The 26,428-nt window shown below is 65.0% G+C and carries 25 protein-coding genes; 20 read left to right on the forward strand and 5 right to left on the reverse strand.

Going from position 1 to position 26,428, the window contains the following annotated elements; all coding sequences use genetic code 11:
- Positions 1–5 precede the first annotated feature (5 nt).
- The 3 genes from AC56PL_RS02410 (at position 6) to AC56PL_RS02420 (ending at position 3,660) form a co-directional block, all read left to right on the forward strand.
- Entirely contained in the window at positions 6–1,187 is a 1,182-nt protein-coding gene (locus tag AC56PL_RS02410) for an acyl-CoA dehydrogenase family protein (RefSeq protein ID WP_495514826.1), read from the forward strand.
- A complete protein-coding gene (gene mmsB, locus AC56PL_RS02415; protein WP_497152917.1) occupies positions 1,184–2,053 on the forward strand; it encodes a 3-hydroxyisobutyrate dehydrogenase in 870 nt (289 codons plus the stop codon). Before AC56PL_RS02410 ends, mmsB begins: the two co-directional genes overlap by 4 nt.
- A gap of 173 nt (positions 2,054–2,226) precedes the next feature.
- Positions 2,227–3,660: an aldehyde dehydrogenase family protein gene (locus AC56PL_RS02420; RefSeq protein ID WP_497152918.1), complete on the forward strand. Its 1,434-nt coding sequence runs from the start codon at positions 2,227–2,229 to the stop codon at positions 3,658–3,660.
- A gap of 31 nt (positions 3,661–3,691) precedes the next feature.
- On the opposite strand, the gene AC56PL_RS02425 is transcribed toward AC56PL_RS02420, so the two are convergent.
- Positions 3,692–4,195, reverse strand: a complete 504-nt coding sequence (locus tag AC56PL_RS02425) for a MarR family transcriptional regulator (RefSeq protein ID WP_495514828.1) — start codon at positions 4,193–4,195, stop codon at positions 3,692–3,694.
- Positions 4,196–4,341: 146 nt separating this feature from the next.
- Here AC56PL_RS02425 and AC56PL_RS02430 point away from each other — a divergent pair, with 146 nt between their 5' ends.
- From AC56PL_RS02430 to AC56PL_RS02455, 6 genes are read left to right on the forward strand one after another with little or no spacing between them, the layout of a single operon-like run.
- Positions 4,342–5,271 (forward strand): AurF N-oxygenase family protein, encoded by a 930-nt coding sequence (locus tag AC56PL_RS02430; RefSeq protein ID WP_497152919.1) that lies wholly within the window; start codon positions 4,342–4,344, stop codon positions 5,269–5,271.
- Positions 5,268–6,059 carry a DUF4873 domain-containing protein gene (locus AC56PL_RS02435; protein WP_497152920.1) on the forward strand — a complete coding sequence of 264 codons (792 nt, stop codon included), beginning with the start codon at positions 5,268–5,270 and terminating at the stop codon, positions 6,057–6,059. Before AC56PL_RS02430 ends, AC56PL_RS02435 begins: the two co-directional genes overlap by 4 nt.
- Before the next feature lie 49 nt (positions 6,060–6,108).
- Positions 6,109–6,306 carry a hypothetical protein gene (locus AC56PL_RS02440; RefSeq protein ID WP_497152921.1) on the forward strand — a complete coding sequence of 66 codons (198 nt, stop codon included), beginning with the start codon at positions 6,109–6,111 and terminating at the stop codon, positions 6,304–6,306.
- Positions 6,307–6,693, forward strand: coding sequence for a S4 domain-containing protein (locus AC56PL_RS02445; protein ID WP_495514832.1), 387 nt, complete (start codon positions 6,307–6,309; stop codon positions 6,691–6,693).
- A gap of 43 nt (positions 6,694–6,736) precedes the next feature.
- Entirely contained in the window at positions 6,737–7,300 is a 564-nt protein-coding gene (locus AC56PL_RS02450) for a DUF3558 family protein (RefSeq protein ID WP_495516017.1), read from the forward strand.
- Positions 7,297–7,869, forward strand: a complete 573-nt coding sequence (locus tag AC56PL_RS02455; RefSeq protein ID WP_495514833.1) for a DUF3558 family protein — start codon at positions 7,297–7,299, stop codon at positions 7,867–7,869. Before AC56PL_RS02450 ends, AC56PL_RS02455 begins: the two co-directional genes overlap by 4 nt.
- A 12-nt stretch (positions 7,870–7,881) precedes the next feature.
- Here the strand turns inward: AC56PL_RS02455 and AC56PL_RS02460 are convergent, their stop codons facing one another.
- The gene (locus tag AC56PL_RS02460; RefSeq protein WP_495514834.1) at positions 7,882–8,691 is read right to left on the reverse strand and encodes an acyl-ACP thioesterase domain-containing protein; all 810 of its coding nucleotides are present in this window, start codon (positions 8,689–8,691) and stop codon (positions 7,882–7,884) included.
- Positions 8,692–8,973: 282 nt separating this feature from the next.
- Here AC56PL_RS02460 and AC56PL_RS02465 point away from each other — a divergent pair, with 282 nt between their 5' ends.
- From AC56PL_RS02465 to AC56PL_RS02480, 4 genes are all read left to right on the forward strand, one after another.
- On the forward strand, positions 8,974–10,692 hold the full coding sequence (locus AC56PL_RS02465) for an FAD-dependent oxidoreductase (protein WP_495514835.1): 1,719 nt from the start codon (positions 8,974–8,976) through the stop codon (positions 10,690–10,692).
- 120 nt (positions 10,693–10,812) lie between these two features.
- Entirely contained in the window at positions 10,813–12,075 is a 1,263-nt protein-coding gene (locus AC56PL_RS02470; RefSeq protein ID WP_495514836.1) for a glycosyltransferase, read from the forward strand.
- A gap of 9 nt (positions 12,076–12,084) precedes the next feature.
- Entirely contained in the window at positions 12,085–12,840 is a 756-nt protein-coding gene (locus AC56PL_RS02475; protein WP_497152922.1) for a class I SAM-dependent methyltransferase, read from the forward strand.
- A 3-nt stretch (positions 12,841–12,843) separates the two neighbouring features.
- On the forward strand, positions 12,844–13,992 hold the full coding sequence (locus AC56PL_RS02480) for a prenyltransferase (RefSeq protein ID WP_497152923.1): 1,149 nt from the start codon (positions 12,844–12,846) through the stop codon (positions 13,990–13,992).
- A gap of 31 nt (positions 13,993–14,023) precedes the next feature.
- On the opposite strand, the gene AC56PL_RS02485 is transcribed toward AC56PL_RS02480, so the two are convergent.
- Positions 14,024–14,899, reverse strand: coding sequence for an aldo/keto reductase family oxidoreductase (locus AC56PL_RS02485; protein WP_497152924.1), 876 nt, complete (start codon positions 14,897–14,899; stop codon positions 14,024–14,026).
- Between the two features lie 134 nt (positions 14,900–15,033).
- On the opposite strand from AC56PL_RS02485, the gene AC56PL_RS02490 reads away from it, so the two are divergent.
- The gene (locus tag AC56PL_RS02490; RefSeq protein ID WP_495514840.1) at positions 15,034–15,456 is read left to right on the forward strand and encodes a winged helix-turn-helix transcriptional regulator; all 423 of its coding nucleotides are present in this window, start codon (positions 15,034–15,036) and stop codon (positions 15,454–15,456) included.
- A gap of 23 nt (positions 15,457–15,479) precedes the next feature.
- Here the strand turns inward: AC56PL_RS02490 and AC56PL_RS02495 are convergent, their stop codons facing one another.
- Positions 15,480–16,769, reverse strand: a complete 1,290-nt coding sequence (locus tag AC56PL_RS02495) for a lipase family protein (protein ID WP_497152925.1) — start codon at positions 16,767–16,769, stop codon at positions 15,480–15,482.
- Positions 16,770–17,020: 251 nt separating this feature from the next.
- Here AC56PL_RS02495 and AC56PL_RS02500 point away from each other — a divergent pair, with 251 nt between their 5' ends.
- The 4 genes from AC56PL_RS02500 to AC56PL_RS02515 all read left to right on the forward strand — a co-directional run bounded on the left by AC56PL_RS02500 (position 17,021) and on the right by AC56PL_RS02515 (position 21,410).
- On the forward strand, positions 17,021–17,881 hold the full coding sequence (locus AC56PL_RS02500; protein WP_497152926.1) for an LLM class F420-dependent oxidoreductase: 861 nt from the start codon (positions 17,021–17,023) through the stop codon (positions 17,879–17,881).
- A 125-nt stretch (positions 17,882–18,006) separates the two neighbouring features.
- Positions 18,007–19,101 (forward strand): TIGR03857 family LLM class F420-dependent oxidoreductase, encoded by a 1,095-nt coding sequence (locus tag AC56PL_RS02505; protein WP_495514843.1) that lies wholly within the window; start codon positions 18,007–18,009, stop codon positions 19,099–19,101.
- Positions 19,102–19,106: 5 nt separating this feature from the next.
- A complete protein-coding gene (locus tag AC56PL_RS02510; protein WP_497152927.1) occupies positions 19,107–20,156 on the forward strand; it encodes a phosphotransferase in 1,050 nt (349 codons plus the stop codon).
- A gap of 171 nt (positions 20,157–20,327) precedes the next feature.
- Positions 20,328–21,410, forward strand: coding sequence for a TauD/TfdA family dioxygenase (locus tag AC56PL_RS02515; protein WP_497152928.1), 1,083 nt, complete (start codon positions 20,328–20,330; stop codon positions 21,408–21,410).
- Between the two features lie 79 nt (positions 21,411–21,489).
- Here AC56PL_RS02515 and AC56PL_RS02520 read toward each other — a convergent pair whose 3' ends face one another.
- A complete protein-coding gene (locus AC56PL_RS02520) occupies positions 21,490–22,605 on the reverse strand; it encodes an alcohol dehydrogenase catalytic domain-containing protein (protein ID WP_497152929.1) in 1,116 nt (371 codons plus the stop codon).
- Between the two features lie 58 nt (positions 22,606–22,663).
- Between AC56PL_RS02520 and AC56PL_RS02525 the strand changes: the two genes are divergently transcribed.
- Entirely contained in the window at positions 22,664–24,115 is a 1,452-nt protein-coding gene (locus AC56PL_RS02525; RefSeq protein ID WP_497152930.1) for an aldehyde dehydrogenase family protein, read from the forward strand.
- A gap of 68 nt (positions 24,116–24,183) precedes the next feature.
- On the forward strand, positions 24,184–26,376 hold the full coding sequence (locus tag AC56PL_RS02530) for a cytochrome P450/oxidoreductase (RefSeq protein ID WP_497152931.1): 2,193 nt from the start codon (positions 24,184–24,186) through the stop codon (positions 26,374–26,376).
- The last annotated feature ends 52 nt before the right edge of the window (positions 26,377–26,428 follow it).

Genomic DNA, 26,428 nt, shown 5'->3' on the forward strand with positions numbered 1-26,428 from the left:
TTCCGATGTCAGTTGAGACCTTCTCGCCGTTTGATCTGAGCGCGGATGACAAGGTCATCGTCGACACCGCGGCGGCCTTCGCGCGTAAGCGCTTGGCGCCCAGCGCCCTCGACTGGGATGAGCGCAAGCACTTCCCGGCCGCGGAACTGCGCGAAGCCGCCGAGCTCGGCATGGCCGGGATCTACACCAGTGAGGATGTGGGAGGAAGCGCGCTGCGTCGTCTCGACGGTGTCCGGATCTTCGAGGAGCTGGCCAAGGCCGATCCGACCACCGCCGCGTTTCTGTCGATCCACAACATGTGCACGTGGATGGTCGATTCCTACGGCACCGACGAGCAACGCCACACGTGGGCATCGAAGATGGCGTCGATGGAAGCCATCGCGAGCTATTGCCTGACCGAACCGGCCGCGGGAAGTGACGCTGCGGCGTTGCGTACCAAGGCGGTTCGGGACGGTGACCACTACATCCTCGACGGGGTGAAGCAGTTCATCTCCGGCGGTGGTGTCTCCGACGTGTACATCATCATGGCGCGCACCGGTGCCGAAGGGCCGCGTGGCATCTCGACGTTCATCGTGCCGTCGGACACCCCCGGGCTGTCTTTCGGTGCCAACGAGCAGAAGATGGGGTGGAACGCGCAGCCCACCGCGCAGGTCATCATGGAGGGTGCCCGGGTGCCGGCCGCCAATCTTCTCGGCGGAGAAGAGGGCAAGGGCTTCGGGATCGCCATGAACGGCCTGAACGGCGGCCGCATCAACATCGCGGCCTGCTCGCTCGGCGGCGCACAGGCGGCGTACAACAAGGCGATCACGTACGTTTCGGATCGAGAAGCCTTCGGCGGCAAGCTGATCAACGAGCCGACCATCCGGTTCACACTCGCCGACATGGCCACCTCGCTCGAGACGTCGCGGCTGATCCTCTGGAAGGCTGCCAGCGCACTCGACGCGGGCCATCCGGACAAGGTCGAACTATGCGCGATGGCCAAGCGCTACGTCACCGACACCTGCTTCGACGTCGCCGACCAGGCGCTGCAGTTGCACGGTGGTTATGGGTATCTGAAGGAATACGGTCTGGAGAAAATCGTCCGCGATCTCCGGGTGAACCGAATACTGGAAGGCACCAACGAGATCATGCGGGTTGTGATCGGCCGGGCAGAGGCCGACAAGTCGACAAAGGGGCAATACCTATGAGCACCATCGCGTTTCTGGGTCTGGGCCACATGGGTGGACCCATGGCCAAGAACCTGGTCAAGGCCGGACACACCGTGCACGGATTCGATCCGTCGCCCGAGGCTTCCGCGGCCGCAACGGCCAACGGCATCGAGGTGTTCGCCGGTGGGATCGAGGCGGTGGCAGACGCCGACGTCGTGATCACGATGCTGCCGCACGGCAAGGCCGTCGTCGACTGCTACTCACAGATCCTTCCGGGAACCAAAACCGGTGCGCTGCTCATCGATTCCTCGACGATTTCCGTCGAGGAGGCACGCAAGGTGCATCAGCAGGCGGCCGACCACGGTTTCGCCCAGCTCGATGCCCCCGTCTCCGGTGGGGTCAAGGGTGCCGACGCGGGCACCCTGGCCTTCATGGTCGGTGGCAGCGACGAAGCCTTCGTCACCGCGCAGAGCATTCTGGATCCGATGGCAGGCAAGGTGATCCACTGTGGTGGATCGGGTGCGGGTCAGGCCGCGAAGGTCTGCAACAACATGGTGCTCGCCGTGCAGCAGATCGCGATCGGTGAGGCATTCGTGCTCGCCGAGAAGCTGGGCCTGGAAGCTCAGGCACTCTTCGACGTGATCACCGGCGCGACCGGCAACTGCTGGGCGGTCCATACGAATTGTCCAGTGCCGGGACCGGTTCCGACATCGCCTGCGAACAACGACTTCAAGCCGGGGTTCGCCACCGCATTGATGAACAAGGACCTCGGCCTGGCCATGGCCGCGGTCGAGTCGACCGGTGCGATCGCCCCGCTTGGCGAGCACGCCGCGACGCTCTACGCCGATTACGCACAGGAGAACGGCGCCAAGGACTTCAGCGCCATCATCGAAACCCTGCGCTGATCGCCCTCGCACCACCACTTCGCTCACTGAACTCATGCCCGCGCAGTCTGCACCGCAGACCGCGCGGAGGTGAGGACAGTGAGCGAAGTTGTTTGTATCGGCGCCGATCTTGGTTGAGTGGCCCGCCACTGGTAGAGAGGTAGGTAACCGATCCAGGTGCGAGGAGAAAACCGATGACGCCCGCCAATGCCCAGAAGTTCTACATCGACGGTAAGTGGGTCGATCCCGTCGGGGCAGCGACGCTCGACGTCGTCAATCCGGCAACGGAGCGCAGTATCGCCACCATCGCGCTCGGCGATGAAAAGGACGTCGAACGGGCCGTCGCCGCGGCTCGGGCGGCTTTCGACGGCTTCGCCGCCACCAGCCGCGACGACCGAATTGCGCTGCTGGAACGGGTGATCGAGGTGTACAAGTCGCGGCTCGATGATCTGGCCGCGGCGGTGAGTGCGGAAATGGGTGCGCCGGCGAAGCTGGCCGCTGCCGCCCAGGCGCCGTCCGGGCTAGGACATCTCAAGGCCACGCTCCGGGCACTGCGGGACTACGAGTTCGAAGAGAAGCTCGGTTCGACCACTGTTGTCTACGAGCCGGTGGGGGTCTGCGCGTTCATCACCCCGTGGAACTGGCCGCTGAACCAGATCGTGGCAAAGGTGGCACCGGCGCTGGCGACCGGCTGCACGATGGTGCTCAAGCCGTCGGAGATCGCTCCGCTCAATGCTCTGGTGTTTGCCGAGATCATGCATGACGCAGGCGTACCCGCGGGTGTGTTCAACCTGGTCAACGGAGATGGTCCGACGGTTGGTGCGGCCCTGTCGTCGCATCCCGAGGTCGACATGGTCTCGTTCACCGGTTCGACCCGCGCCGGTATCGAGGTCGCCAAGAACGCCGCACCGACGGTCAAGCGGGTGGCGCAGGAACTCGGTGGCAAGTCGGCCAACATCATCGTCGACGACGACGCGTTCGCCGGGGCAGTGGCACGCGACGTCGCCGCGATGGTGGTGAACTCGGGGCAGTCCTGCAACGCCGGTTCACGCATCCTGGTGCCGGCATCGCGGATGGACGAGGCCGCCGAGATCGCCAGGACGACGGCGGCGAAGATCGTGGTCGGCGCACCCGATGGCGCCGATACCGTTATCGGACCGGTGGTTTCGAAAGCGCAGTTCGACAAGATCCAACGGCTGATCCAGGCCGGCATCGATGAGGGTGCCACGGTGGTGACCGGTGGTCCGGGCCGACCAGAAGGTGTCGAGGTGGGTTACTTCGTCAGGCCAACGGTGTTCGCCGACGTCACCAACGACATGACCATCGCCCGCGAAGAAATCTTCGGTCCGGTGATGACGCTCATCGGTTACCAGGACGAGGACGACGCCGTCCGCATCGCCAACGACTCGAATTACGGTCTGGGCGGGCTGGTTTCATCGGCCGATCCGCAGCGGGCCCGCCGCATCGCGCGCCGCATGCGGACCGGCACGGTGCACGTCAACGGGGCCCCGCTGGACCGCAGCGCCCCGTTCGGTGGCTACAAGCAGTCGGGCAACGGCCGCGAGTTCGGCAAGTTCGGGATCGAGGAGTTCCTCGAGGCGAAGGCGATCTTCGGCGACAACGACTGAGTCCGAATCTCACCCCGGCGGCATCGGTTTCTCAGATGTCGCCGGAGTGCTTGCGTACCGCGTTGATGGATTTGACCAGTGAATTGGCCTGGGACTCGGTCATTCCGACGTCACCGAAGACCTCGCGGTTGAGCGCGAGGGTTGCTTCTTCCACCGTCTCGCGCCCGGAATCGGTGATCTCGACGAGTGTGGTGCGACGGTCCGTCGGGTGCGGTACGCGGCGGACCATGCCGGCCTCTTCGAGGCGGCGGATCGCGTGGGTCACCGACGTCACGTGCACCTGGAGCCGGTCGCTGGCCTTGGTGATCGGCAATGCGCCGCGCCTGCTGAATGCCAGTAGTCGCAGGAGTTCGAATCTGGAGAAGCTCAGCCCCCAGGGCTTGAGAACCGATTCGACCCGGGCGAGCAGGATCTGATGGACACGCATCACCGACGTCACGGCCTGCATGCCGACCGCTACGTCGCCCCACCCGGCCGCCTCCCAATTTCGGCGAGCCTCGGCGATGGGGTCGTCGTCTGGGAAGTCGCTCGGCATCCTCCCATTCAACAGCAGCGGCCACGCGCGGCCGGGGAGGTCCCGACCTCAATGTCGCCACCGGTTTATGTGACAGTGAGCGTTGACACATTGTCGAGTGGCGCATAGCGTCGGGTTCAGCGAACACAACGCCACCAGGAGGCCCGATGTCAGCCCCATCCCGATCCCGATCCACATCCCAGAAGGCCGAGGTGTCCGGCGGTCGTGAAGCGATCGCCGCGAGATTGCTCAGCGGTTCGGTCAAGCGGTCGTATTCACCGATCGTCGACCTCGACTGGGACGCCCCACTCGATCCGGACAAGTACTTCCTGCCACCGCGGGTGTGCAGTCTGTACGGCACCGAGTTGTGGAACGGACTGTCCGAGGAGCAGCGGATCGAGGTGTCCCGACAAGAACTCGCCAACATCCTCTCGATCGGCATCTGGTTCGAGAACCTGCTCAATCGGTCTCTGCTGCAACGACTTCTCAAGCAGGATCCGGCGTCGTCGGTCAGTCACTACGCCCTGACCGAGATGGGCGATGAATGCCGCCACATGGTGATGTTCGGGCGGGCCATAGAACGTAGCGGCGCGCGGGCCTATGGCTTGGCGGGGTGGGAGCGAAGGCTCATGCTGGTGCTCCCGTTCGGATTGCGGGGTTCGATGATGTGGGTTGCCGCGCTGGTCGGCGAGGAGATCTTCGATGCCCTGCAGCGTGAGATGCTCGACGATCCCGAGTTGCAGCCGTTGGTCTCCCGGCTGATGCGGATCCACGTCACCGAAGAATCCCGGCACATCGGGTTCGCCAGGGACGGGATCGTCCGTCGTCGCGGCACGCGCGGGCGCTGGGAGACCTTTCTGGCCGCGAACCTGCACGGCCTGGCCGCGCTGCGGTTCAAGTACCTCTTCACCAATCCGGCCATGTACGCCCGGGCAGGCCTGGACAGAAACGAGGCCACGCAAGCCGCCCGCAGCAATCCGAACTTTCATCAGATGCAGCTGCTCGGGTTCGCCGACCTCGCGCAGTTCCTCGAGGACAACGGTCTGATGACCCGGTTCTCGCGCGGGGCGTGGCGCAAGGCGGGCTTCCTCGAATGAGCCGGTTACGAGTGGGCCTGGTCGGATCGGGACCGGCCATGTCGGCGATGGTGGAGCGGTTGCGCAGATCGCCCATCGACATCGAGTTCTCGACTGTGGCGGCGGTCGGGGAGTTCGACGCCACCACCGACCTCTGGGACAACGACGACCGCAGCCGGATCCTGATCACCTCGGACGCCGCACCCGACGACAACTACCTCGGGATCATCAGCAGTCGGCAGCCCAACCTCTTTCACGTCGATGCATCGGCGGTCGACTACATCGGTGCGGCCATCGACGAACTCGTCTTGTCCGGTTCGACCCGGGTGCAGGTGCGGATACCGATCGAACGGTCATGGCTCGGTTACGTCCGCGCCAATGGCGGTGAGCACAAACGCTCCCGTGAGCTCAAGCGGTTCGACGCCTCCGACTACGACTTCAGCTCTGCCGAGATCCGGGACGAGGGCGTCTACGACGGACCGGCGTCCATCGGTCACGAGGAGGATCAGGTGACCTCCCGGATCCGGGTCCAGGGCTATGTCGACCCCCTCGACGGCCAGTTCCACTGGGCCGGAATCGCCTTCGGTGACGAGGTCCGCGCTCTCAAGGACGCCAAGGTCACCGCGGTGGAGGTCGTGGTCGGCGATGGCGAACCGGCACCGGCCCGCCTCTCGGAGGTCACCCCGTGGGGGACCGTGCGGATCACCGGGATCGGAGCACCGCCCTATCCGCTCGACGACGCCGAGCTTCTGGTCCGCGGCTTCGGGCCTGGTTCGCAGTTGATTCCTGTACCGGGCAATTCTCCGTAGACTGGGCAGCGCGCGACCGCACGAGGTCGCGCCAGGTCGAGGAGGAACCATGGCCAAAGAAATCGACAGAGCTCGTACCCAGGCGGTCAAGCAGACCGTCTCCGCCCATCCCGGCATGGTGTTGTTCGCTCTGGCCCCGGCGGTGATCGTCTTCGGTGTCCTGTGGCTCATCACCAACTTCTGGATTGCCCTGATCGTCGGGGTGGTCGCAGGCGGCGCCGTCCTGTGGAAGCTGCTCAGCAAGTAGATGTCAGGCGCGCAACCCAGCACCAGGGTCGACAGCTGGATCTGGTCGGTCCGGCTGACCAAGACCCGGTCCGCCGCTGCCACCGCCTGTCGCGGTGGACACGTCAAGGTCAACGGAACCCCGGCCAAGCCGGCACAGCATGTGGCGATCGGCGACGAGGTCCGGATCCGGGCTGCCGGCCGCGACCGCATCGTGGAGGTCACCCGGGTCGTCTCCAAGCGGGTCGGCCCACCCGTTGCGGCGGAGTGCTTCATCGACCGCAGCCCACCTCCTCCTCCCAAAGAACTGCTCGCCGCGCTCCCGCTGCGTGATCGCGGCAGCGGTCGTCCCACCAAACGTGAACGGCGCGAGACGGACCGGCTGCTCGGCCGACCCGATGTCGGCTGATCAGTCGGTCGCAGGCGGGCACTTCTCTACACTGCAACCTGTGATGACCTCGGCGCGCAGGAATCGGATCGGGGCGGTGATGGCGGCGGCGTTCGCGGCGATGCTCATGGTGGTGGGTTGCTCCGATGACAGCTCCGCCGACACCGACCGGACAACAAAGGCGGACGCACCCACCGGTAAGGCCGGGGAGGGCCCGTTCTTCGGTGAATGTGGTGGTGTCACCACCGAGGACGTCACCGCGGTCTCCAAGATCGGCGGGCTGACGAACACGATCAACAACACGTCTGTCTGCGAATGGGTCACCGCGCAGGACCAACTCGGTCCGCAGCTGTCGTTCAATTGGTATCGCGGCAGCCCGATCGGCCGCGAACGCGCCACCATCCAGCTCTCCCGAGACGTGGTCGAGGACATCACGATCGACGGCCACACCGGGTTCATCGGCTCGAGTGAGGGCATCTGCGAGATCGGTATCGACTTCGGCGCCGACTTCTTCGAGTGGTCGGTCACCTACGGCCTGGCCTCACCGGATCAGGCATACCCGAGCCGGGCCGAGATCTGCGAAGTGGCCAAAACGCTTGCCACCCAATCGATCGAGAACGCCAAATGATCGGGCGAGGCGGGGTTCGCCGCCGAGTCGTCGGGCCGGTCCTGCTGGCTGTGCTGGCCACCGTCGCCCTGCTGGCGGGTTGTACCCGGGCGGTCGACGGGGATGCCACCGCGATCGGCGGCGGTAGCGGCACCGCCGACGGGAACGTCGACACCGACGACTACAAACGCCTCCTGTACGAGTGCGAGATCATCGCACCGGAGTCCATCGCGAACGCGGTCGGCGGCACGGTCGCAGAACCGGGCTTCTACGGTGCGATCTGCCGGTGGACGGTCAACGGCCCGGTGGTCACCGAGGTCACGTTCAACTGGTTCGAGTGGGGCGACATCGAGGTGGAGAAGTCGACGGCCAAACAACTCGGCTACACCACCGAGAACGTCAAGGTCGCCAGCGTCACAGCCTTCACGCAGGTGAACCCGGCGCGTCCGGCGGCATGCGGGATCACCGCCAGGGCGCCCGGCGGTGGGATCTACACCTGGTTCGTCGAACCGCGCAGCGCGACACCGATCGGCGATCCCTGCGCGGCGCCCACCAAGCTGATGGAGATATTGCTCGGCGGGGGACAGTGACGGGCCGGGGGATCAGTCGGGGCGTTTGGTGATGGTGACGGTCGCTGCCACCTTGTCGCCGTCGATCATCCACATCTGCAGCTGATCGGCTTCTCGTCGGCGCCGGATCGTCACCGTTGCTCCGGGCTCGATCGCACGCAGGTATTCGATGACGACGCGATGCGGGCCCTTGACGAGGTCCTCGTGGTCGAGGACCTCATCTTCGACAACGGCGAAGTATGCGGCGTTGTTCAGATGCTTGAACGGATCGAAATCGGTGGCCCGGAGAACATGCGGGCGGTCGGCCTCCGACGGCTCGGGCGCGGTTGCGGTGTTCATCGACTTCCACCGCAGTCGATGCTCGTCGGTCGACTGGCTCAGCAGATCGAACGCATCGTCGGTCAGCCGTGAAGGCAGACCCTGATCGTTGACGTTGATCCAGAACGCCTCGGTCTCGATGAGTCCGTCCTCGCGAGGCTCCGGATTGAACCGATTGGTCTCGTGGGTCGCGGTGACCCGGACCCGCATATTGGTCCAGCGGGTCGACAGCGCGCCGCACCAGCGCTCCAGCTTCACCTCCGCCGGCCAGGAGATCGGGCGGATCACGTCGATCACCGTGCGACGGACGATCCAGAACGGATCGGTGGTGTGGAAGTCGGTCGCCTCGAGGTTGTCGTTGGCGATGTCCTGCAGGTAGCGGGTCAGTCCGTCGAACCGCAAGCGCATGTACTGGTCGACATCACCTGTACGAACCCGGTAATTCGACTCGAAGTGGCGGGCGCCTTCCTTGAGATCGGGCAGCTCGATGGGGTGCAATGCAGCGTCGATCGGCGAATCCGGCATTTCGGGTCCTCTCGTTTTCCGCGGTGGCAAACCGGTGTCGCGAAGGTCCACACCAGGATCGCAGCATATGGGCTTCTCGTAATCGGGTGGGTGGCATTACCTTTGTGGGACCGGCGTAACAAAAAATGTCGAAAGATGACTTCCGACACGTCTACTCGGCCGCGGGGGATTCAGCCAAAACTCCTCGTCGCGGCCTGGTAGTTGGACGCCGGGCGAATTCAGGGTAAAAATTGGAACAGGTTCCACTTTTGGAACGAAGAGAGTAGTCGAGGTAGGGGCCGTATGGCACACGTGATCACGCAGCCTTGTTGCAACGATGCCAGTTGCATCAGCGTATGTCCGGTGAACTGCATTCACCCGACGCCGGATGAGCCGGAGTTCGCCACCGCGGAGATGTTGTACATCGATCCGGATACATGCATCGACTGTGGTGCATGCATCGATGAGTGCCCGGTTGAGGCGATCTTCCCGGACGACTCGCTCGACGAAGGCCAGGAACGCTACCTCCAGATCAACGCGGACTACTACACCGACCACGACGTGTCGGGCGGTCTGGTCGCCCCGCGCAAGAAGCCCCCGCTACCGGCAGACAAAGAACTCCACGTCGCGATCGTCGGGGCCGGGCCCGCTGCCTTCTATGCGGCGGAGGAACTGGTCCGGCACAGCTCGATCCGCGTCGACATGTTCGACCGCCTCCCCACCCCGTACGGCCTGGTCCGGGCCGGGGTCGCGCCCGACCATCCGTCGACCAAGGGCGTGGAGAAGACGTTTGCGTCCACCGCCGCCAAGCGCACCTTCGAGTACTTCCTGAATGTCGAGGTCGGCAAGCATCTCGACCACGGTGACCTGACCGACCACTACGGCGCCGTCATCTACGCCCATGGTGCATCGACCGACAAGCACCTGGGTATCGACGGTGAGGATCTGCCCGGCAGCATCGCCGCGACCGATTTTGTGGCCTGGTACAACGGGCACCCCGATTACACCGACAAAGACTTCGACCTGTCGGCGCAGCGGGTCGTCGTGGTTGGCAACGGCAACGTCGCCCTCGACGTGGCCAGGATCCTGCTGGACAGTCCCGACAAGCTCGCCAAGACCGACATCGCCGATCACGCCCTCGAGAAGCTGCGGAGCAGCAATGTCTCGGAGGTCGTCCTGCTCGGCCGTCGCGGTGTGGCACAGGGCGCGTACACCAACTCGGAGTTCCTCGCGATGGGCGACATACCCGGAGTCGACGTCATCATCGACCCCGAAGAACTGGTGCTCGACGCGGCGAACCAGGCCGCACGAGACGCCGGCACCCTCGACTCGACGATCGCCACGAAGGTGCGGATCGCCGAGGAGTTCGCCGCGCGCGTGCCCACCGAGGGCAACAAGCGGGTGGTGTTCCGGTTCCTGGTGTCGCCGCTGGCGATCAAGGGTTCGAGTGAGGGTGTCGAAACGGTCCGTTGTGCTCGCAACGAGTTCGTGAACGCTCCGGATGAGTCGGCGGACAACTCCGGCGATTCACCGCGGCCGGCATCGAGCCGGGTTGCGATCCGGCCGACGGGTGAAGAGTTCGATCTGCCTGCCGGTGTGGTCATGCGGGCAATCGGTTACACCGGTCTGCCCCTGCAGGGTGTGCCGTTCGACGGGGGTCAGGGCGTGGTGCCCAACACCGGAGGGCGCGTGCTCGAGACACCAGGCGGTGAACGACTCGAGGGCGTGTACGTCACCGGCTGGATCAAGCGCGGGGCCACCGGCGGTATCGGTATGAACCGGTTGTGCGGTCAGGAGACGGCACTCGCGGTCATCGCGGACTTCACCGAGGGCAAGCTCGCCGAGCCGGTGAAGTCGCGCGAGGAGATCCCGGCACTGATCGCGGAGCGGGGCGCCGACCGGATCGATGGCGCCGGCTGGAAGAAGATCGATCTCGCCGAACGCACCGCAGGCAAAGAGGCCGGACGACGGCGGATCAAGCTCGTCAGCATCGAGGCCATGGAGGCTGCCGCCAAGGCCTAGGCACCCGAAGTGGGGCCGGCCGGATGAATCCGGCCGGCCCCGGCAGTGTTCTGCCGAACCAGCAAGGCACGTTCTGGACGGATACGGTTACGGCCACCAGGCCCGGCACGAAAGGTCACAATGCGCGTAGCACTGCTGTCTTACCGAAGTAAGCCTCATTGTGGTGGACAGGGCGTGTACGTGCGTCATCTGTCGCGGGAGTTGGCCCTGCTGGGGCATCAGGTCGAGGTCTTCTCCGGCCAGCCGTATCCCGATCTGGACGACAAGGCGATCGCCGCGGGCGTCACGCTCACGAAGGTGCCCAGCCTGGATCTCTACAACGACGAGAATCCGTTCCGGACGCCGTGGCCGTGGGAGATCAAGAGCTGGATCGACGCCCTCGAGGTTCTGACGATGTGGACCGCGGGATTCCCGGAGCCCCTGACATTCAGCCTGCGCGCCGCTCGGCTCCTGCGGAAGCGGACCGAAGATTTCGACGTCGTCCACGACAACCAGTGCCTGGGCTACGGACTGCTGCAGATCGAGCGCGACGGGTTGCCGGTCCTGGCGACCATCCACCACCCGATCACACGGGACCGGGAGCTCGCGGTGAAGGCGGCGAAGGGCTGGCGCAAGATCACCGCGCGACGCTGGCACGGATTCCTGGCCATGCAGGGCCGGGTGGCCCGGCGGATACCACGGCTGCTCACGGTGTCGCGCAGTAGCGAGGTCGACATCCGCAAGGCCTTCAGCATCCCCGAAGGTCGCCTGACAACGATCCCGCTCGGTGTCGACACCGAGCAATTCCGACCCTCGACACAGCGGGTGCCCGGCCGCATCGTGTGTGTTGCCAGTGCGGACGCGCCGCTCAAGGGTGTGTCGTATCTGCTCGAAGCGGTGGCGAAGCTGCGTGCCGAACGGAATGTCGAGCTCAAGCTGGTGTCGAAGCTGGTGCCGGGCGGACCGTCGGACACCCGGATCGACGAGCTCTCGATCCGCGATTCGGTCGAGGTCGTCTCGGGCCTGGACGACGACGAACTCGCGGCGTTGCTGGCCTCGGCCGAGGTCGCCTGTGTGCCGTCGCTCTACGAGGGCTTCTCGTTGCCCGCGGTCGAGGCGATGAGCTGCGGGACACCGTTGGTTGCCACGCGCGCCGGTGCCATCCCCGAGGTTGTCGGGGAGGCGCAAGAAGCGGCGCTGCTTGTGCCGCCGATGGATTCGGGTGCATTGGCAACGGCTTTGGGGTCGCTGCTCGGTGACAAGGAGTTGCGGGATCGGCTCGGTGCCGGTGGTCGCGCCCGGGTCGAGGACCGGTACAGCTGGTCGGCCGTCGCGGCCAAGACCGCACAGAACTACCAGCAGGCGATCGATGAGTTCAATCAGTCAGAAACGTTCGGGCACTAGGGGGCAGCGTTGTTAACCGTTGATTTTGATCGACTCGGTGTTGGTGCGGGGTGCAAGGCGATCGACATCGGGGCCGGGCAGGGACGGCACTCGTTCGAGATGTTCCGGCGTGGCGCCGACGTGATCGCGTTCGATCAGTCGGAGAGCGACATGGCTTCGGTCGCGGAGATGTTCGACGCGATGATCGCGGAGGGGCAGGTTCCGGCCTCGTCCAAGGCCCGCGCCGAAGTCGGTGATGCACTGCGCCTTCCGTACGCCGATGGTGAGTTCGATGTGGTGCTGATGTCGGAGATCCTCGAACACATCCCGGATGACACCGACGCCATCGCGGAGATGGCGCGCATCCTGAAGCCCGGCGGGCTGGCCGCGGTGACGGTCCCGCGGTACTGGCCGGAAAAGGTCTGCTGGGCTTTCTCGGATGAGTATCACGCCAATGAGGGCGGGCACATCCGGATCTACAAGGCGTCCGAACTGGCCGAAAAACTGCGCAGCGCCGGACTCGAGGTGACCGGAACGGGACACGCGCACGCACTGCATGCGCCATATTGGTGGCTCAAATGTGCGGTGGGCGTGGAGAAGAACGACAACCCACTGGTGAAGGCCTATCACAAGCTGCTGGTGTGGGACATGATGAGCGCGCCGAAACTGACGCGGGTTGGCGAGCAGATCCTCAACCCGGTGATCGGCAAGAGCGTGATCCTGTATCTGCAGAAGCCCGCAGTCGGGTCGAGCTCCGCCTCCGGCTCCGGCCCCGGGTCGGCCTGATCCATGGCCGACCTGCCGAACCTGACGGACGCGCCGAACACTGTTGAACTGCCCAACAACCTTGACCTGCCGAACCTCGCCGGGATCCTCACGGTCGGCGAGTGGCTGGCCACCGGACGGGCCATCGCGGCGATGCAAGAGCCGACCGGTGCGTTGCCGTGGTTCCCGGGTGGACAGACAGACCCGTGGGACCACATCGAGTCGGCAATGGCGTTGTCCGCCACCGGATTGATCGCCGAGGCGGAGGCAGCCTACGAGTGGTCCCGGCGGATGCAGCGAGAAGACGGGTCCTGGCCGATCCGGCTCGTGGTCGGGGAGGTGACCGACGCCAACACCGACAGCAACTTCTGCGCGTACATCGCCGTCGGCGTCTGGCATCACTACCTGATCACCGGAGACCTCCGATTCCTGGAGAAGATGTGGCCGACGGTGTCGTCGGCGATGGACCTGATTGCCGAGTTCCAGGCATCGGGCGGGGAGTTCTATTGGGGCGCAACCCATCCCTTACCCCCGCAGACCGGTGCCCACGAGGGGATGTACCACAGCGCGCTGATCACCGGCAACGCCAGCATTCATCAGGGGCTGGGTTGCGCGATCCTGATCGGCAACGAGTTGGGCCGGCCGGTCGGTGACTGGGAAACCGCACTGCTGGCGCTTGGTCACGCGCTGCGTAGTCATCCGGAACTGTTCGAGCCCAAGCCCGAATACTCGATGGACTGGTACTACCCGGTGCTCGGCGGCGCGATCCGTGGTCGCGCCGGACAGGAACTGATCGCTGCGCGGTGGCACGACTTCGTGGTCACCGATCTGGGCATCCGCTGTGTGGATCACCGGCCGTGGGTGACCGGCGCCGAGACCTGTGAACTGGTGCTGGCCCTGGATGCCTTGGGCGACACCGCCGATGCCACGCTGCTGCTCAGTGACATGCAGCATCTGCGTGACCCCGACGGCTCGTACTGGACCGGACTGGTGTTCGCCGACGGCAAGCGCTGGCCGGTCGAGAAGAGTTGCTGGACCTCGGCTGCGGTGGTGCTTGCCGCCGATGCGCTCAGTCGCACCACCGCAGGCAACGGCATCTTCCGGGACGCCGATCAGGTGGCGACCCGGATCCGGGTGACCGGTTCGGGCGGGTGTGGTTGCGCCACTGCGTGACCGGGTTCCGGCCATCCGCGGCGCGTTGCGGTCATTCGCGTCCGATGGTGTCCAGCTCGGCGAGGTCGTCCTCGGACAGTGTGAGCCCGGCGCCTGCGATGTTCTCGCGGAGGTGCGCGATCGACGACGTGCCGGGGATCAGCAGGATGTTCGGTGATCTGTCCAGCAGCCAGGCCAGGGCAACCGACATCGGACTCGCGCCGAGCCGGGTGGCCACGGCGGAGAGCGCCGAGGACTGGAGTGGGCTGAACCCGCCGAGCGGGAAGAACGGCACGTAGGCGATGCCCTGCGCGGCGAGCTGGTCGATCAGCTCGTCGTCCAGGCGGTGGGCGAGGTTGTACATGTTCTGTACGCACACGATCGGTCCGATGCCCTGTGCTTCGGCAACCTGTTCGGGGGTGGCGTTGCTCAGGCCGAGGTGACGGATGAGGCCCTGCCGTTGGAGGTCGACGAGCGTCGTGAACGCTTCATCGACCGGGTCCGCCGCCGTCCCCTCGGCGGTGCCGAGTCGGAGGTTCACCAGATCAAGGGTCTGCAGCCCGAGCGATTCGAGGTTCTCCTCGACCTGACGACGCAGCTGATCCGGCTCTCGTGCCGTCGGCCAGCCACCCTGATCGTCGCGCTGCGCACCGACTTTCGTCATGACGTGCAGCGAGTCCGGGTAGGGGTGCAGTGCTTCGCGGATCAGCTGGTTGGTGATCCGCGGTCCGTAGGCGTCACTGGTGTCGATGTGGGTGATCCCCAGGCCGACGGCCTCGCGCAGGACGGCGATCGCGCCGTCCGGATCGGCGGGCGGGCCCATGGCCCAGGGGCCCGCGAGTTGCATAGCGCCGTAGCCGAAGCGGGTGACGGTCAGATCGCCCAGCGCCCAGGTGCCACCGGGCAGGGTTGGGGACAGTGTGCTCATGTGTCTGCAACTTTCATGTCGATCGCGCGTTGGCGCCTCGTGGCGCCGCCACTTCACGATCGTCCGGTAACTTCCTATTGGGAAGTGGGCACTTTCAAGTGCCTTGGTTACCTGTAGGTGAGGCGGAGCAGACGATGAGCACAACGACGGCGGCACAAAAACGAGAGCGGGCCAAGACCCAATACGACGCATTCCTGGATGTCTGTCCGAGCCGCAAACTGCTCGATCGGCTCTCCGACAAATGGGTCACCCTGATCCTGTGCGCGCTCGGCGGCGGGTACGGTGCCGACGAACCCCGTCCGATGCGCTTCTCGGAACTGTCCCGGGCGCTCGCGGGCGTCAGTCAGAAGATGCTCACGCAGACACTGCGTTCGCTGGAGCGGGACGGCTTCATCACGCGAACCGTCACCGCCACCGTCCCCGTCACGGTCTCCTACGAACTCACCGATCTCGGTCTGTCACTGCGTCACCTGATGAGCGGCCTGAAGAACTGGGCCGAGACGCACATGGACGAGGTGGACCAGAACCGCGCGGCACACGACGCCCGCGCGGCCTGACGGCCCGATCGCCGCGTACTCGATCAGTTGAACTGGCAGCCAGACAGGGGCTTTCCGGCGAAGCGATCGAGCAGGTAGTCGACGCCACCGCCGGGTAGTACGCCGTCGGTGATCATCGGCAGTGCGTGATTGGCGGCAGTGCCCGACAGGATCGGCGGGATGCCGTTGCTGCGGAACTCCACCGTTGCGCCCTGATCGCACCAGTTCTGTGCCATCCGCCGGGCCTGCGCGTACGGGATGACGTCATCATTGAGGCCGTTGGTCACCAGGACAGGCGAGGTCGGTGTGAGCTTGCCGATCTCCTGGTCCTCGAGAATCGCGAGCGCGGCCGGGATCCCCTTGAGATTGTCGAGCATCGACCGGCCGTCCTTGGTCAGGTCCGAGGTCGACAGGAACGGGTGGGAGAGGATGCTGTCACCGATGCACTCGGTGCTGATCTGTTTCAGGACGCTGCGGCCGAACGCGGTGACCTGACCGTCGACGATCGTGGCCAGTTCCGGGTTGCGTTCGACAAATCCGTTCAACGCGTAGCCGATCGCTCCGGCGATGAGGTTGTCGTCGATCGCGGGCAGCACGTCGAGAAGGTCTGCGGGCGGTGCGCCGGCAAACGTTCCCTTGACGTTCAGTTCCGGAGCGTAGGTCGGCTGAAGCTCTGCCGCCGATGCTGCCGCGCCACCGCCCTGGGAGTAGCCCCAGAAGGCGATGGGTGCCTCAGGGTCGTCGCCGAGCGTTAGAGCCGCCCGGGCGCCGTCGAGCATCGCGTGTGCTTCCTCGGCGCGGTTGACGTAGGTGTGAGTGCCGGGGGTGCCGAGCCCGATGTAGTCGGTCATGAAGACCCGGGCTCCCTCGGCAAGCCAGCGGTCCGCGGCGATCACTTCGTAGTTGATCGATGCGGAGAGCGGATCGTCGCTCACGCGCAGTGCGGTGGAGAAGTTGCGGGAGGGCGCACATTGGTCACCCTGGCCGACGGTTCCCGGGCCGATGACGATCGTCGGCCGGTCACCTTCACCCCGCCACGGGACCGCGGGTTCGACGAAGCTGCCGGTGACGGCGGTCGGGGTGCCGTCCTGGAGTGCGGAGGTGTACATGATCCGCTGTCCTTCGCCCGGCCACGAACCGCTGCGGCCGGGTACCGAGGCGTACAACGGCATCGACTGGGTCTTCAACACGGTCCCGGCGTCGGCGCTGATGTCTGTAGGCGGGACATAGAAGCCCCCAAAGGTGTCAGGTTCGGCCTGTGCAATCGCTGTCACCCCTGCGACCTGCACCAATCCCGCAATCGCAATCGTCGATACCAATCGAGATATCCGCATTCATCGCCCCCGTCGGCGCTCCGTCGACGGTATTACCCGCCAGTAACTTATGTGAGTCGGGACGCTATCAGAAGGATGTGTGGTCGCAAGCACACGCATGTCATAAGCGGCGCTAACCGTTGTCTCGGGTGGGTGAATGGCGGACCGGTCAATGTGGAACGTGTTATATTTCGGGAGTTCGCCAGACTGGTGTCCAGTCACCAGTCCACATCCCTTCGGTACGTCGGATTCTTTGCGGAAAGGCTGTAACCATGGACTTCGGGATCGTCCAGTTCACGAGCGATCGGGGCCTTGCGCCGTCGGTGCTCGCGCCGCTCATCGAGGAGGCGGGGTTCGATGCGTACTTCGTCCCCGAACACAGTCACATCCCCACCCGGCGCGATGCGGCCCATCCGCAGACCGGTGACTCGTCGCTGCCCGACGACCGCTACATGCGCACGCTCGATCCCTGGGTTTCCCTCAGTGGTGCGGCTGCGGTGACCTCGCGGGTCCGGCTCGGCACCGCGGTTGCGCTTCCGGTGCAGTCCGATCCGCTGACACTGGCCAAGAGCATCGCAACGCTGGACCATCTGTCCGGCGGTCGGGTGACCCTCGGCGTCGGATTCGGTTGGAACCTGGACGAACTCGGCGATCATCACGTTCCGCCGAAGCGTCGTCGGACCATGTTGCGCGAGTACATCGAGGCCATGCGGGCGCTCTGGTCGCAGGAGGAAGCCGAGTACAGCGGGGAGTTCGTGAACTTCGGGCCCTCGTGGGCCTGGCCCAAGACCGTCCAGCAGCCGGGCCCGCCGGTGCTCGTCGGGGCGTCGGGCAACGAGAAGAACTTCAAGTGGATAGCCCGCAGTGCGGACGGATGGATCACCACGCCGGGGGAGCAGGACATCGAGGGTTCGGTGAGGCTGCTGCAACAGATCTGGGTTGACGCCGGGCGTGAGGGCGCGCCGCAGATCGTGGTGCTCGACTTCAAGCCGGTCGCCGAAAAGCTCGACCAGTGGCGCGAACTCGGCGTCACCACGGTTCTGTACGGCGTGCCCGACGACAATGTCGAGAAGGCCGGTGCCTATCTGGCAAAGCTCGCAGGCAAGCTCGGCCTGCGTCCCGTCAGCGTCTAGTCGTCCACCGAGGGGATAAAACCCCTCGACCGCGTTCAATACCGCCGAACAAGCCCATATTGCCGCCGAGCGTGCCAAAGTAGCCGTAGCCCAGGAGAATTCACTCAACACCAAGGACGCTGCAGATGGATGCTCACGTCGATCTTCCGGAGCTCGGTTGCTATGGACTCGCCGGGCACGCGAACAGCCCGCGCGATCTGCTCGGCGAGGTTGCGCTCGCCGAACGTCTGGGCATCGGGTCGATCTTTCTGTCCGAGCGGTTCAACACCAAGGATGCCGCGGTGATGGCGGGTGCGGCCGGTGCGGTCAGCGAACGGATCGGGATCGCCTCGGCGGCAACCAATCACAACACCCGCCATCCGCTGGTCACGGCAACCATGGCCACGACGCTGCATCGGCTGACCGGTGGGCGCTATGCGCTGGGTCTCGGGCGCGGCTTCGACATGCTCTTCGACGTCATGGGTCTGCCGCGGGTGACGTCGGCGCAGTTGGAGGATGTGGTCGGTATCTACCGGACGCTCTGGTCCGGTGGTGCGGTGGCGGGTCACGACGGGCCTGCGGGTAAATATCCATTCCTCATGCAGGATGCGTCGTTCGATGAAGACATCCCGATCATGATGGTCGCCATCGGTGAGAAGACGCTCAAGCTCGCCGGGCGGATCGCCGATGGTGTTGTGCTGCATACCTTTTTCAGTGATGAAACGCTGCACAATGCGGTGCAGACGATCCGGAAGGCTGCTACCGAAGCGGGACGAGACCCGGCCTCGGTGCGGATCTGGTCGGTACTTGCAACGATCGAGGATTCGATTCCGGAGGAGCTTCGCCTGCGGAAACTCGTCGGACGGATGGCAACCTACCTGCAGGGTTATGGCCAGGTCCTGGTCCAGATGAACGGTTGGGATCAGAGCGACCTCGACCGGTTCCGCAATGACGAGTTCGTGCAGAACTTCGCAGGCGCCTTTGATGCGATCGGTACGGTCGACGACCTGAACCGGGTGGCCGAATTGCTCCCGGACCACTGGCTTGCCGCATCGGCCACAGGTAGTGCGAAGGCGTGTGCGGCCCGGATCGCGGACCAATTCGATTGCGGTGCCGACGGAGTCATCATGCACGGCGCGACACCCACAGAACTCATCCCGGTCATCGATGCCTGGCGCTGCGTGCGGCCTGCCGGCCGTTTCGACCACTTGCCCGCAAACCCCGGACGGGTTGCACCATGACACATGTGACCGCTCCCATCGTGACCTCACCTGATGGGCTGACCGCCCGATGGCTCTCGACCGCACTCGGAGCGACCGTCGATACCGTCACGGCGGCACCGGTCGGTACCGGACAGATCGGGACCTGCTACCGGTTGGAACTGACCGGAACGGCTGTGCCGCAGCGACTTCTTGCCAAGCTGCCCGCCGCCGACCCGGCAACGCGGGAGATGTTGTCCGGGGTGTACCGGTCCGAAGCCCGCTTCTACGCCGACATCGCGTCGACCGTCGCCGTCAAGAGTCCGCACTGTCACTATGCGGCGATCTCTGACAGTGGCGCCGATTTCACCCTGTTGCTCGAGGACATGAGTCCGTCGCAGCAGGGTGATCAGCTCACCGGATGCTCGGTTGCGCAGGCTCGGGATGCGGTGATCAATCTCGCGGGGCTCCATGGTCCGCGGTGGTGTGATCCCACACTCCTCGACGTCGACGGACTCTCGGTCAACAGCCCCGACGATGCGAAGTTGCTAGCAGAAATGTACGGTCCGGCGACCGAGATCTTCATCGACGCACTCGGAGGCCTGATCTCCGATGATGACCAGGAGACGCTCCGGAGTTGTGTTGAGGTGGCGCAAGGTTGGGCCCTGGGCCGGGCCGAGCGGTTTGCGCTGGTCCATGGCGACTACCGGCTCGACAACCTGCTCTTCCCGCCTGGCGGCGGTCAGGGAGTCACGGCCATCGACTGGCAGACCTTGAGTCTGGCGCTGCCCGCGCGCGATCTCGCCTACTTCATCGGAACCAGCCTGTCGCCGGATCTCCGGCGTGAGCACGAAGCCGGGCTTGTCGACGACTACCGCCGAGCGCTGAGTGATCACGGCGTGGCGGACTACGGCGCCGACGACTGCTGGGATGACTATCGATTCGCCATGATCCAGGGTCCGCTGATCTCGGTGTTCGGATGCGCCTACGGCACCCGGACCGATCGTGGCGACGCCATGTTCGCGGCGATGGTCGCGCGATCGTGTGCAGCGATTCGAGATCTGGGCACCCTGGAGCTGGCGCGCTCGACGCACTGATCCAAGCGTCATTGCGAACTCGGCGTGTTACCACCGAGGAACGCCACGGTTAACGCTGCAATGCCCGATTGACAGCCCTTCAGCAGCTTGGCACTATCGCATAGTGCGAGATGGCGTTCCGCAATGTCGTGTGATCGCCGCTCTAGCTGACATCAATCTGAAGGATTACAGATGACAACTCGAATACTGGAGCCGATCACCGGCCCGAGTGCCTGGCGCGGCGACGAGCTCATGAAGACAGATGAATGGATCTACCGGCTCTCCGATGCCGAGCGGATCGAGCTCGAAGAAGTCGGCCGTGCGTTCGTCGCCGATGATCCGGACCTTCGCAGCGTGAGCGCCGAGCAGTATCCACTGCCGGTCTGCGCCAAGGCGATCGAGGCCTTCGCCGCCGCAATGGACTCGGGTCGTGGGTTCGTCCTCGTGCGGGGTCTGAATACCGAGGAGTATGGCGACGCGGTCGCCGGGGCGATCTTTTTCGTGATGGGTCTGCATCTCGGGTTGCCGATGAAGCAGAACGAGGTCGGAGACCTGATCGACCATGTGATCGCGACCTCGAACAAGATGTGGTCGGATCCGTCGGCGCTACCGTCGCGCGTGCGTGACCGGCTGCCCTTCCATTCCGACAGCTCGGACGTTGTTGCGTTGATGTGTCTGCGCGGTTCGAAGTCGGGCGGCGCGAGCAGCCTGGTCAGCGGCACCACGATCTACAACGAGATCCTCGAGCGCAGACCGGATCTGGCCCCATTGCTGTTCGAGGACTGGTACTTCGACTGGTACCGGCAGGACCACGACGCTCCGGCGAAGTTCTACGTGAGCCCGATCGCGAGCTACGTCGACGGCATCTTTTCCACCTACGCGGGCAGTTCGATCATCTTCACGGCGCAGGACTACCCGGAGGTGCCGCGCCTGACGCCTGCCCAGATCGAACTTCTCGAACTGTATGACGAGATCGCGCAGGAACCGGGTCTGGCCATCGACATGGATTTTCAGCCCGGCGACGTGCAGTGGCTGCTCAATTACGCTGCGCTGCATTCGCGTACCTCGTTCGAAGACCATCCCGAACCGGAACGTCGACGTCATCTGCTGCGCCTGTGGCTCAAGCGTGATGTCGGCCGTCCGATGGTCGAGGGTTTCGGTAAGAACGTCGTGCAAGGAAGAGATGAAGCGCGCGGTGGCGATGAGTCCACGGTGGCGAGCCGAGTGAAGCACATCGCCGAAGCGGTTGTCCCTGATCTTGATTGGGGTGCATGACCGCGCTGAGATCTGCGATCTGAACACGCAGGCGCCCACCCGGATTCTTTCCGGGTGGGCGCCCCGTGGTTTCGCAGGGTCACTCCATGATGAGCACGGCCTTGCCGACAGAACCCTGTCGGACCGCGTCGATGGCCTTGTCGATGTCGGCGAATGCGAACTTGGTCATCAGTTGGTCGACTGGAAAGAGTCCGTCGTGGTGCAGCTCGAGGAGTCGTGGCAGGAATGTCTCCGGCACGCTGTTGCCCGCGGTGATGCCGGTCACGCTGCGGCCTGCGAGGATTGAGCGCCACTCGAACGACATCTCGGCACTGGCGCCGACGCCGACAACGCCGCATCGACCGAGCGGCGCCAATGCCGACACCGCGTTGCGGACGACGTCGGCGCGACCGGTGGCCTCGACCGTGTAGTCGAAACCGCCCGGCGCGATCTCGTCCAGGATCGTCAGCAGGTCCGGGTCGTCGCTGCGCACCGTGTGCGTGGCGCCGATGCGACGGGCCTGTGCGAGCTTCACGTCGCTGACGTCGACAGCCACGATCGCTCCGCACTTCTCGATGGCTGCGGCCATCACCGCTGCCGCCCCGACGCCGCCGACCCCGAACACCGCGATGGTCGAATCCGGCTGGGGGCGAAGTACGTTCATCACGGCCCCGGCACCGGTCTGGAATCCGCATCCGAAGGGTCCGGAGGTGTGGAGATCGGTGTGATCGGGGACCCGGACGACGCTGCTCCGGCGGGCGACCACGCGGGTGGCGAAGGAGGAATGTCCCAGGAAGTGCCCACCGACAGGCGAGTGCGGGTAGGCGCTGCCGCTGTAGGACAACGCCGTTGTGCCGTCCGGTCGGGAACCGATGAAGTTGTGGGTCCAGAAGTGCTCGCAGTAAGCCGGGGCGCCGGACCGGCACGGTTTGCATGTGTCGCATCGCGCGAAGGTCATCGTGACCTTGTCGCCAACGGCGAGATCGGTGACACCGGCGCCGAGGGCCTCGACGATTCCGGCACCCTCGTGCCCGAGAACCACCGGAGTGGTCATCATCGTGGCAAACTCGAGGTCGGTGCCGCAGATGCCCGAACTCGACACCCGGACGAGTACTTCTCCTGCTGCGGGGCCTTCCAGGACGAGTTCTTCTAGTTCGAAGGGGCCGCCCTCGTGGCGGACCACAGCGGCGGTGACGGCGTAAACATCAGGTTTCATTGTCTTAGAATAAGAGATGCCGTCTTGACTTGCGCGATCAAGCTGCGAGTATTTGCTTATGGTAATCGACGTACCCGAAGCTTCTCATTTCATCGCCGGTGGCTGGGTCCCGGGCGGCGGCAACCCAATCGAGCTGATCGACGCCTCGACAGAAGCAGCCTTCTTCGCCGTGGCGCGCGGGGACGCCTCGACGGTCGATGTGGCCGTTGCCGCGGCGCGTGAGGCCGCACCCGCATGGGCGGCGACCTCGGCCTCCGATCGCGGTGCCGCTCTGGCGAGATGGGCACGCGCACTGGAAGAGAACGCGGACATGCTGGCCGCACTCGAATCCCGCGACGTCGGCAAGCCGCTGTGGGGTGGTGCGATGAACATCGCCATCGCGACCTCGATCGTCGACTATTTCGCGGGTGCGGCAGACAAGCTCACCGGGGCCACGCTGCCGACTCGCACGCCCGACTTTCACGGGTACACCTTGCTTCAGCCGCTGGGCGTGTGCGCGGTCATCACACCGTGGAACGTGCCTGCAGTGTTGGCCGCCGCCAACGTTGCGCCTGCGCTCGCCGCGGGTAACACCGTGGTACTCAAGCCCTCTGAAGAGGCCCCGCGGGTCATCCTGGCCATGGCTGCGTTGGCTGCGCAGGCCGGCATCCCCTCCGGTGTGTTCAACGTGGTCACCGGACTGTCCGACGCCGGTGCCGCACTCACCGCGCATCGCGGTATCGACCACATCTCGTTTGTCGGGTCGACGGCGACAGGTCGTGCGGTCATGCACGCCGCTGCGGAGTCGTTGACACCGGTGAAGCTCGAATTGGGTGGCAAATCACCCAACGTCGTGTTCGCCGACGCCGATCTGGATGTCGCGCTGCCTGCGATCGTCGGCTCGATCACCGAGAACGCAGGCCAGAACTGTTATGCCGGTTCCCGATTGGTGGTCAGCACCGAGATCATCGGTGAGGTTCGCGAGCGGGTCGTTGAGCTGATGCGGGGCGTGCGGGTCGGTGCCTGGGAGGCAAACCTCGACATGGGTCCGTTGGTCAATCGGGTTCAGTACGAACGGGTTCAGGGATTCCTCGACGCTGCGCCGGAAGAGGGCGGAAAGATCCTCACCGGTGGTGGCAGGCCGACGGGAGTCGGGGACACCGGCTGGTTCATCGAACCGACGGTGATCGACAACGCCGAGTCGTCCTCACGGATCATTCGCGAGGAGGTCTTCGGGCCGGTACTCGCGCTGCAGACCTTCTCCACCGATGCCGAGGCGCTCGCGATCGCCAATGACACGGATTTCGGTCTGCTGGCGTCGATCTGGACCAGCGACGTCTCACGTGCACTGCGGATGGCGGCGTCCGTGCAGGCCGGTCAGGTGTCGGTGAACCAGTTCGCCGATTCCGGGGTCATCGGATTCCCGTTCAACATGAGCAAAGACAGCGGCTTCAGCAGCGGCGGGGGCTATCGCGCAATGCGCGAGTACACCCAGGAAAAGGGCGTGGCGATCCGGCTGCTGCCGGCCTGACCCGTCCGAACCCCGGTGGCGCGGCCGGGAAACACCGCGCATGAGATTCGATGCTGAAAGACCACATCATGACCGCACAGCTTGGCAACACGTCATTCGACCATCACTCCGACGAGTGCAACTCCGATCCCGTTGCGTACTACCGTGACCGGCGAGCCGGCTGCCCGGTCGGGTGGACGGACGCCCACGAGGGCTACTGGTACACCACGCGGTGGTCCGACATCGCGGCGATCGCCAGGGACGATGAGGAGTACTCCTCGGAGCGCCAGAATCCCGGTGACGGGGTCTCGTTTGTCATCCCCCGGGGCGGCGGCCTGGTGCAGTACCCCATCGAACTCGATCCACCGGCGTCGCAGCCGTACCGAGACCTGATCAATCCGCTTCTCACACCGGACGCGGTGCATGCACTCAAGCCGATGATCGCCGAGCTGACGACTCGCGTCATCGACCGGTTCATCGAGTCGGGTTCTTGCGATCTCGTCACCGATCTCACGAATCCGCTGCCGACGGCAGTCACCTTGACCTGGGTGGGATTTCCCGAGGAGGACTTCCCGCTGCTCGCCGGTCCCGTCCACGACATCTTCGCGGCTCCGGCAGGCAGCGAGCGCAGCATGCGCGGGGTCGCCGGACTGGGTTACCTCGAGCAACGGGTGCGTGAATTGCTCGCCGCGCGGCGAGCACAACCGGCCGCGGATGTCCTGACCACTCTGGTGCAGGCCGTCCACCCCGAAGGACGGCCGTTCACCGACGACGAACTGGTCTCGGTGACCTACCTGCTGGTCGCCGGAGGCGTGGACACCACCACGTCGCTGACCGGATCGACGTTGGTCTGGTTGGCCAGGAACCCCGCGCAGCGTGATCGCCTGATCTCGCAACCGGAGATCCTGGAGAACGCGACAGAGGAGTTTCTCCGGGTCTTCGCGCCCTCGCAGGCGATGGCCAGGACCGCGGTCACCGACACCACCGTCGGCGGTTGTCCGGTGCAGGCAGGCCAGAGGGTGTTGCTTCCCTGGGTGGCGGCCAATCACGATCCAGAGGTCTTCGACGAGCCAGAGTCGGTGCGGCTCGACCGCGACGCGCGCAGGCACCTGTCCTTCGGAATCGGCAGCCACCGTTGTCCCGGTGCGCATTTGGCCCGCGCGATGTTCACCGAGATGATCACTCAGGTCCTGACCCGGTTGCCCGATTACGTGATCGACGAGGACGCGGTGGTGCCCTACCCGACGCTCGGGAACCAGGCGGGCTGGGATCGGGTGCCTGCCACCTTCACACCCGGCCCGGTCGATCCGGCCACCACGTTCGCACTCGGAACCGTCCTGGTGGAATCCGTCCGACAGGTCGCCGACGGGGTCGTCGAGCTGACACTGCAGCATCCTGCGGAACAGCGACTGGCGGAGTGGACACCCGGTGCCCACCTCCCGGTGACCCTGCCATCGGGTACGCGCAGACATTACTCGCTGTGTGGTGACCCGCAGGACCTGCGCAGCTACCGAATCGCGGTGTTGCTTGAGGAATCCGGGCGGGGCGGTTCCGCCGAGATCCATCAGCGGCTCGGCGCCGGATCAACCCTGAACATCGAACCTCCGCGCAACAAGTTCCGGCTGCAGGACGCGCCGGAGTATCTCTTCATCGCCGGTGGCATCGGTGTGACTCCGATGCTGCCGATGGTGAAACATGCGCTGGCGCAGCAGGCCAGGGTCACGATGCTCTACTGCGGCCGCGGCCGCGAATCGATGGCCTACGTCGACGAATTGCGCGACCTGCTCGGCGAGTCCATGACGATCGTGGACACGGCCGAAAGTACCCGCCCGGACATCGCGTCATGGGTGAGCACAATCGGTGATGATGCGCTGATCTATTGCTGCGGTCCGTATTCGATGACCACAGCAGTCGAGAATGCCTGTCGCGCTGCGGGTTCGTCGAAGAGGTTCCGGAGAGAACACTTCGGCACGGTTCCGGACACCTCGCTCGGGACGGCGCCGAGCGTGCCGGACCGGGAGTTCTCGGTGACTTTGGCGCGCAGTGGGACAACCCTGACCGTACCCGTCGGCCGAACGCTGCTCGATGCCATATCCGTGGCGGTTCCTGGCATCTCGCGCGACTGCGAGGAAGGGTACTGCGGCGCTTGCGAGACGCGGGTACTCGCCGGGAAGCCATTGCACCGGGATTCGGTGTTGACGGAGGAAGAACGGACCGCGAACCGATCGATGATGGTTTGCGTCGGCCGCGCGTGCGGTGATGGTTTGATTCTGGACGTGTGAGTTCGGAATCAGCAGGTAAGAGATATCCGGCAGGCATGCATCGTTCGGTGCC

This window comes from Williamsia sp. Y721, assembly GCF_059683565.1.

Bases quoted from the DNA above. Each gene is read 5' to 3' on its own strand.
- AC56PL_RS02410 (WP_495514826.1), top strand. From the start codon at position 6: ATGTCAGTTGAGACCTTCTCGCCGTTTGATCTGAGCGCGGATGACAAG.
- mmsB (WP_497152917.1), top strand. From the start codon at position 1,184: ATGAGCACCATCGCGTTTCTGGGTCTGGGCCACATGGGTGGACCCATG.
- AC56PL_RS02420 (WP_497152918.1), top strand. From the start codon at position 2,227: ATGACGCCCGCCAATGCCCAGAAGTTCTACATCGACGGTAAGTGGGTC.
- AC56PL_RS02425 (WP_495514828.1), bottom strand. From the start codon at position 4,195: ATGCCGAGCGACTTCCCAGACGACGACCCCATCGCCGAGGCTCGCCGA.
- AC56PL_RS02430 (WP_497152919.1), top strand. From the start codon at position 4,342: ATGTCAGCCCCATCCCGATCCCGATCCACATCCCAGAAGGCCGAGGTG.
- AC56PL_RS02435 (WP_497152920.1), top strand. From the start codon at position 5,268: ATGAGCCGGTTACGAGTGGGCCTGGTCGGATCGGGACCGGCCATGTCG.
- AC56PL_RS02440 (WP_497152921.1), top strand. From the start codon at position 6,109: ATGGCCAAAGAAATCGACAGAGCTCGTACCCAGGCGGTCAAGCAGACC.
- AC56PL_RS02445 (WP_495514832.1), top strand. From the start codon at position 6,307: ATGTCAGGCGCGCAACCCAGCACCAGGGTCGACAGCTGGATCTGGTCG.
- AC56PL_RS02450 (WP_495516017.1), top strand. From the start codon at position 6,737: ATGACCTCGGCGCGCAGGAATCGGATCGGGGCGGTGATGGCGGCGGCG.
- AC56PL_RS02455 (WP_495514833.1), top strand. From the start codon at position 7,297: ATGATCGGGCGAGGCGGGGTTCGCCGCCGAGTCGTCGGGCCGGTCCTG.
- AC56PL_RS02460 (WP_495514834.1), bottom strand. From the start codon at position 8,691: ATGCCGGATTCGCCGATCGACGCTGCATTGCACCCCATCGAGCTGCCC.
- AC56PL_RS02465 (WP_495514835.1), top strand. From the start codon at position 8,974: ATGGCACACGTGATCACGCAGCCTTGTTGCAACGATGCCAGTTGCATC.
- AC56PL_RS02470 (WP_495514836.1), top strand. From the start codon at position 10,813: ATGCGCGTAGCACTGCTGTCTTACCGAAGTAAGCCTCATTGTGGTGGA.
- AC56PL_RS02480 (WP_497152923.1), top strand. From the start codon at position 12,844: ATGGCCGACCTGCCGAACCTGACGGACGCGCCGAACACTGTTGAACTG.
- AC56PL_RS02485 (WP_497152924.1), bottom strand. From the start codon at position 14,899: ATGAGCACACTGTCCCCAACCCTGCCCGGTGGCACCTGGGCGCTGGGC.
- AC56PL_RS02490 (WP_495514840.1), top strand. From the start codon at position 15,034: ATGAGCACAACGACGGCGGCACAAAAACGAGAGCGGGCCAAGACCCAA.
- AC56PL_RS02495 (WP_497152925.1), bottom strand. From the start codon at position 16,769: ATGCGGATATCTCGATTGGTATCGACGATTGCGATTGCGGGATTGGTG.
- AC56PL_RS02500 (WP_497152926.1), top strand. From the start codon at position 17,021: ATGGACTTCGGGATCGTCCAGTTCACGAGCGATCGGGGCCTTGCGCCG.
- AC56PL_RS02505 (WP_495514843.1), top strand. From the start codon at position 18,007: ATGGATGCTCACGTCGATCTTCCGGAGCTCGGTTGCTATGGACTCGCC.
- AC56PL_RS02515 (WP_497152928.1), top strand. From the start codon at position 20,328: ATGACAACTCGAATACTGGAGCCGATCACCGGCCCGAGTGCCTGGCGC.
- AC56PL_RS02520 (WP_497152929.1), bottom strand. From the start codon at position 22,605: ATGAAACCTGATGTTTACGCCGTCACCGCCGCTGTGGTCCGCCACGAG.
- AC56PL_RS02525 (WP_497152930.1), top strand. From the start codon at position 22,664: ATGGTAATCGACGTACCCGAAGCTTCTCATTTCATCGCCGGTGGCTGG.
- AC56PL_RS02530 (WP_497152931.1), top strand. From the start codon at position 24,184: ATGACCGCACAGCTTGGCAACACGTCATTCGACCATCACTCCGACGAG.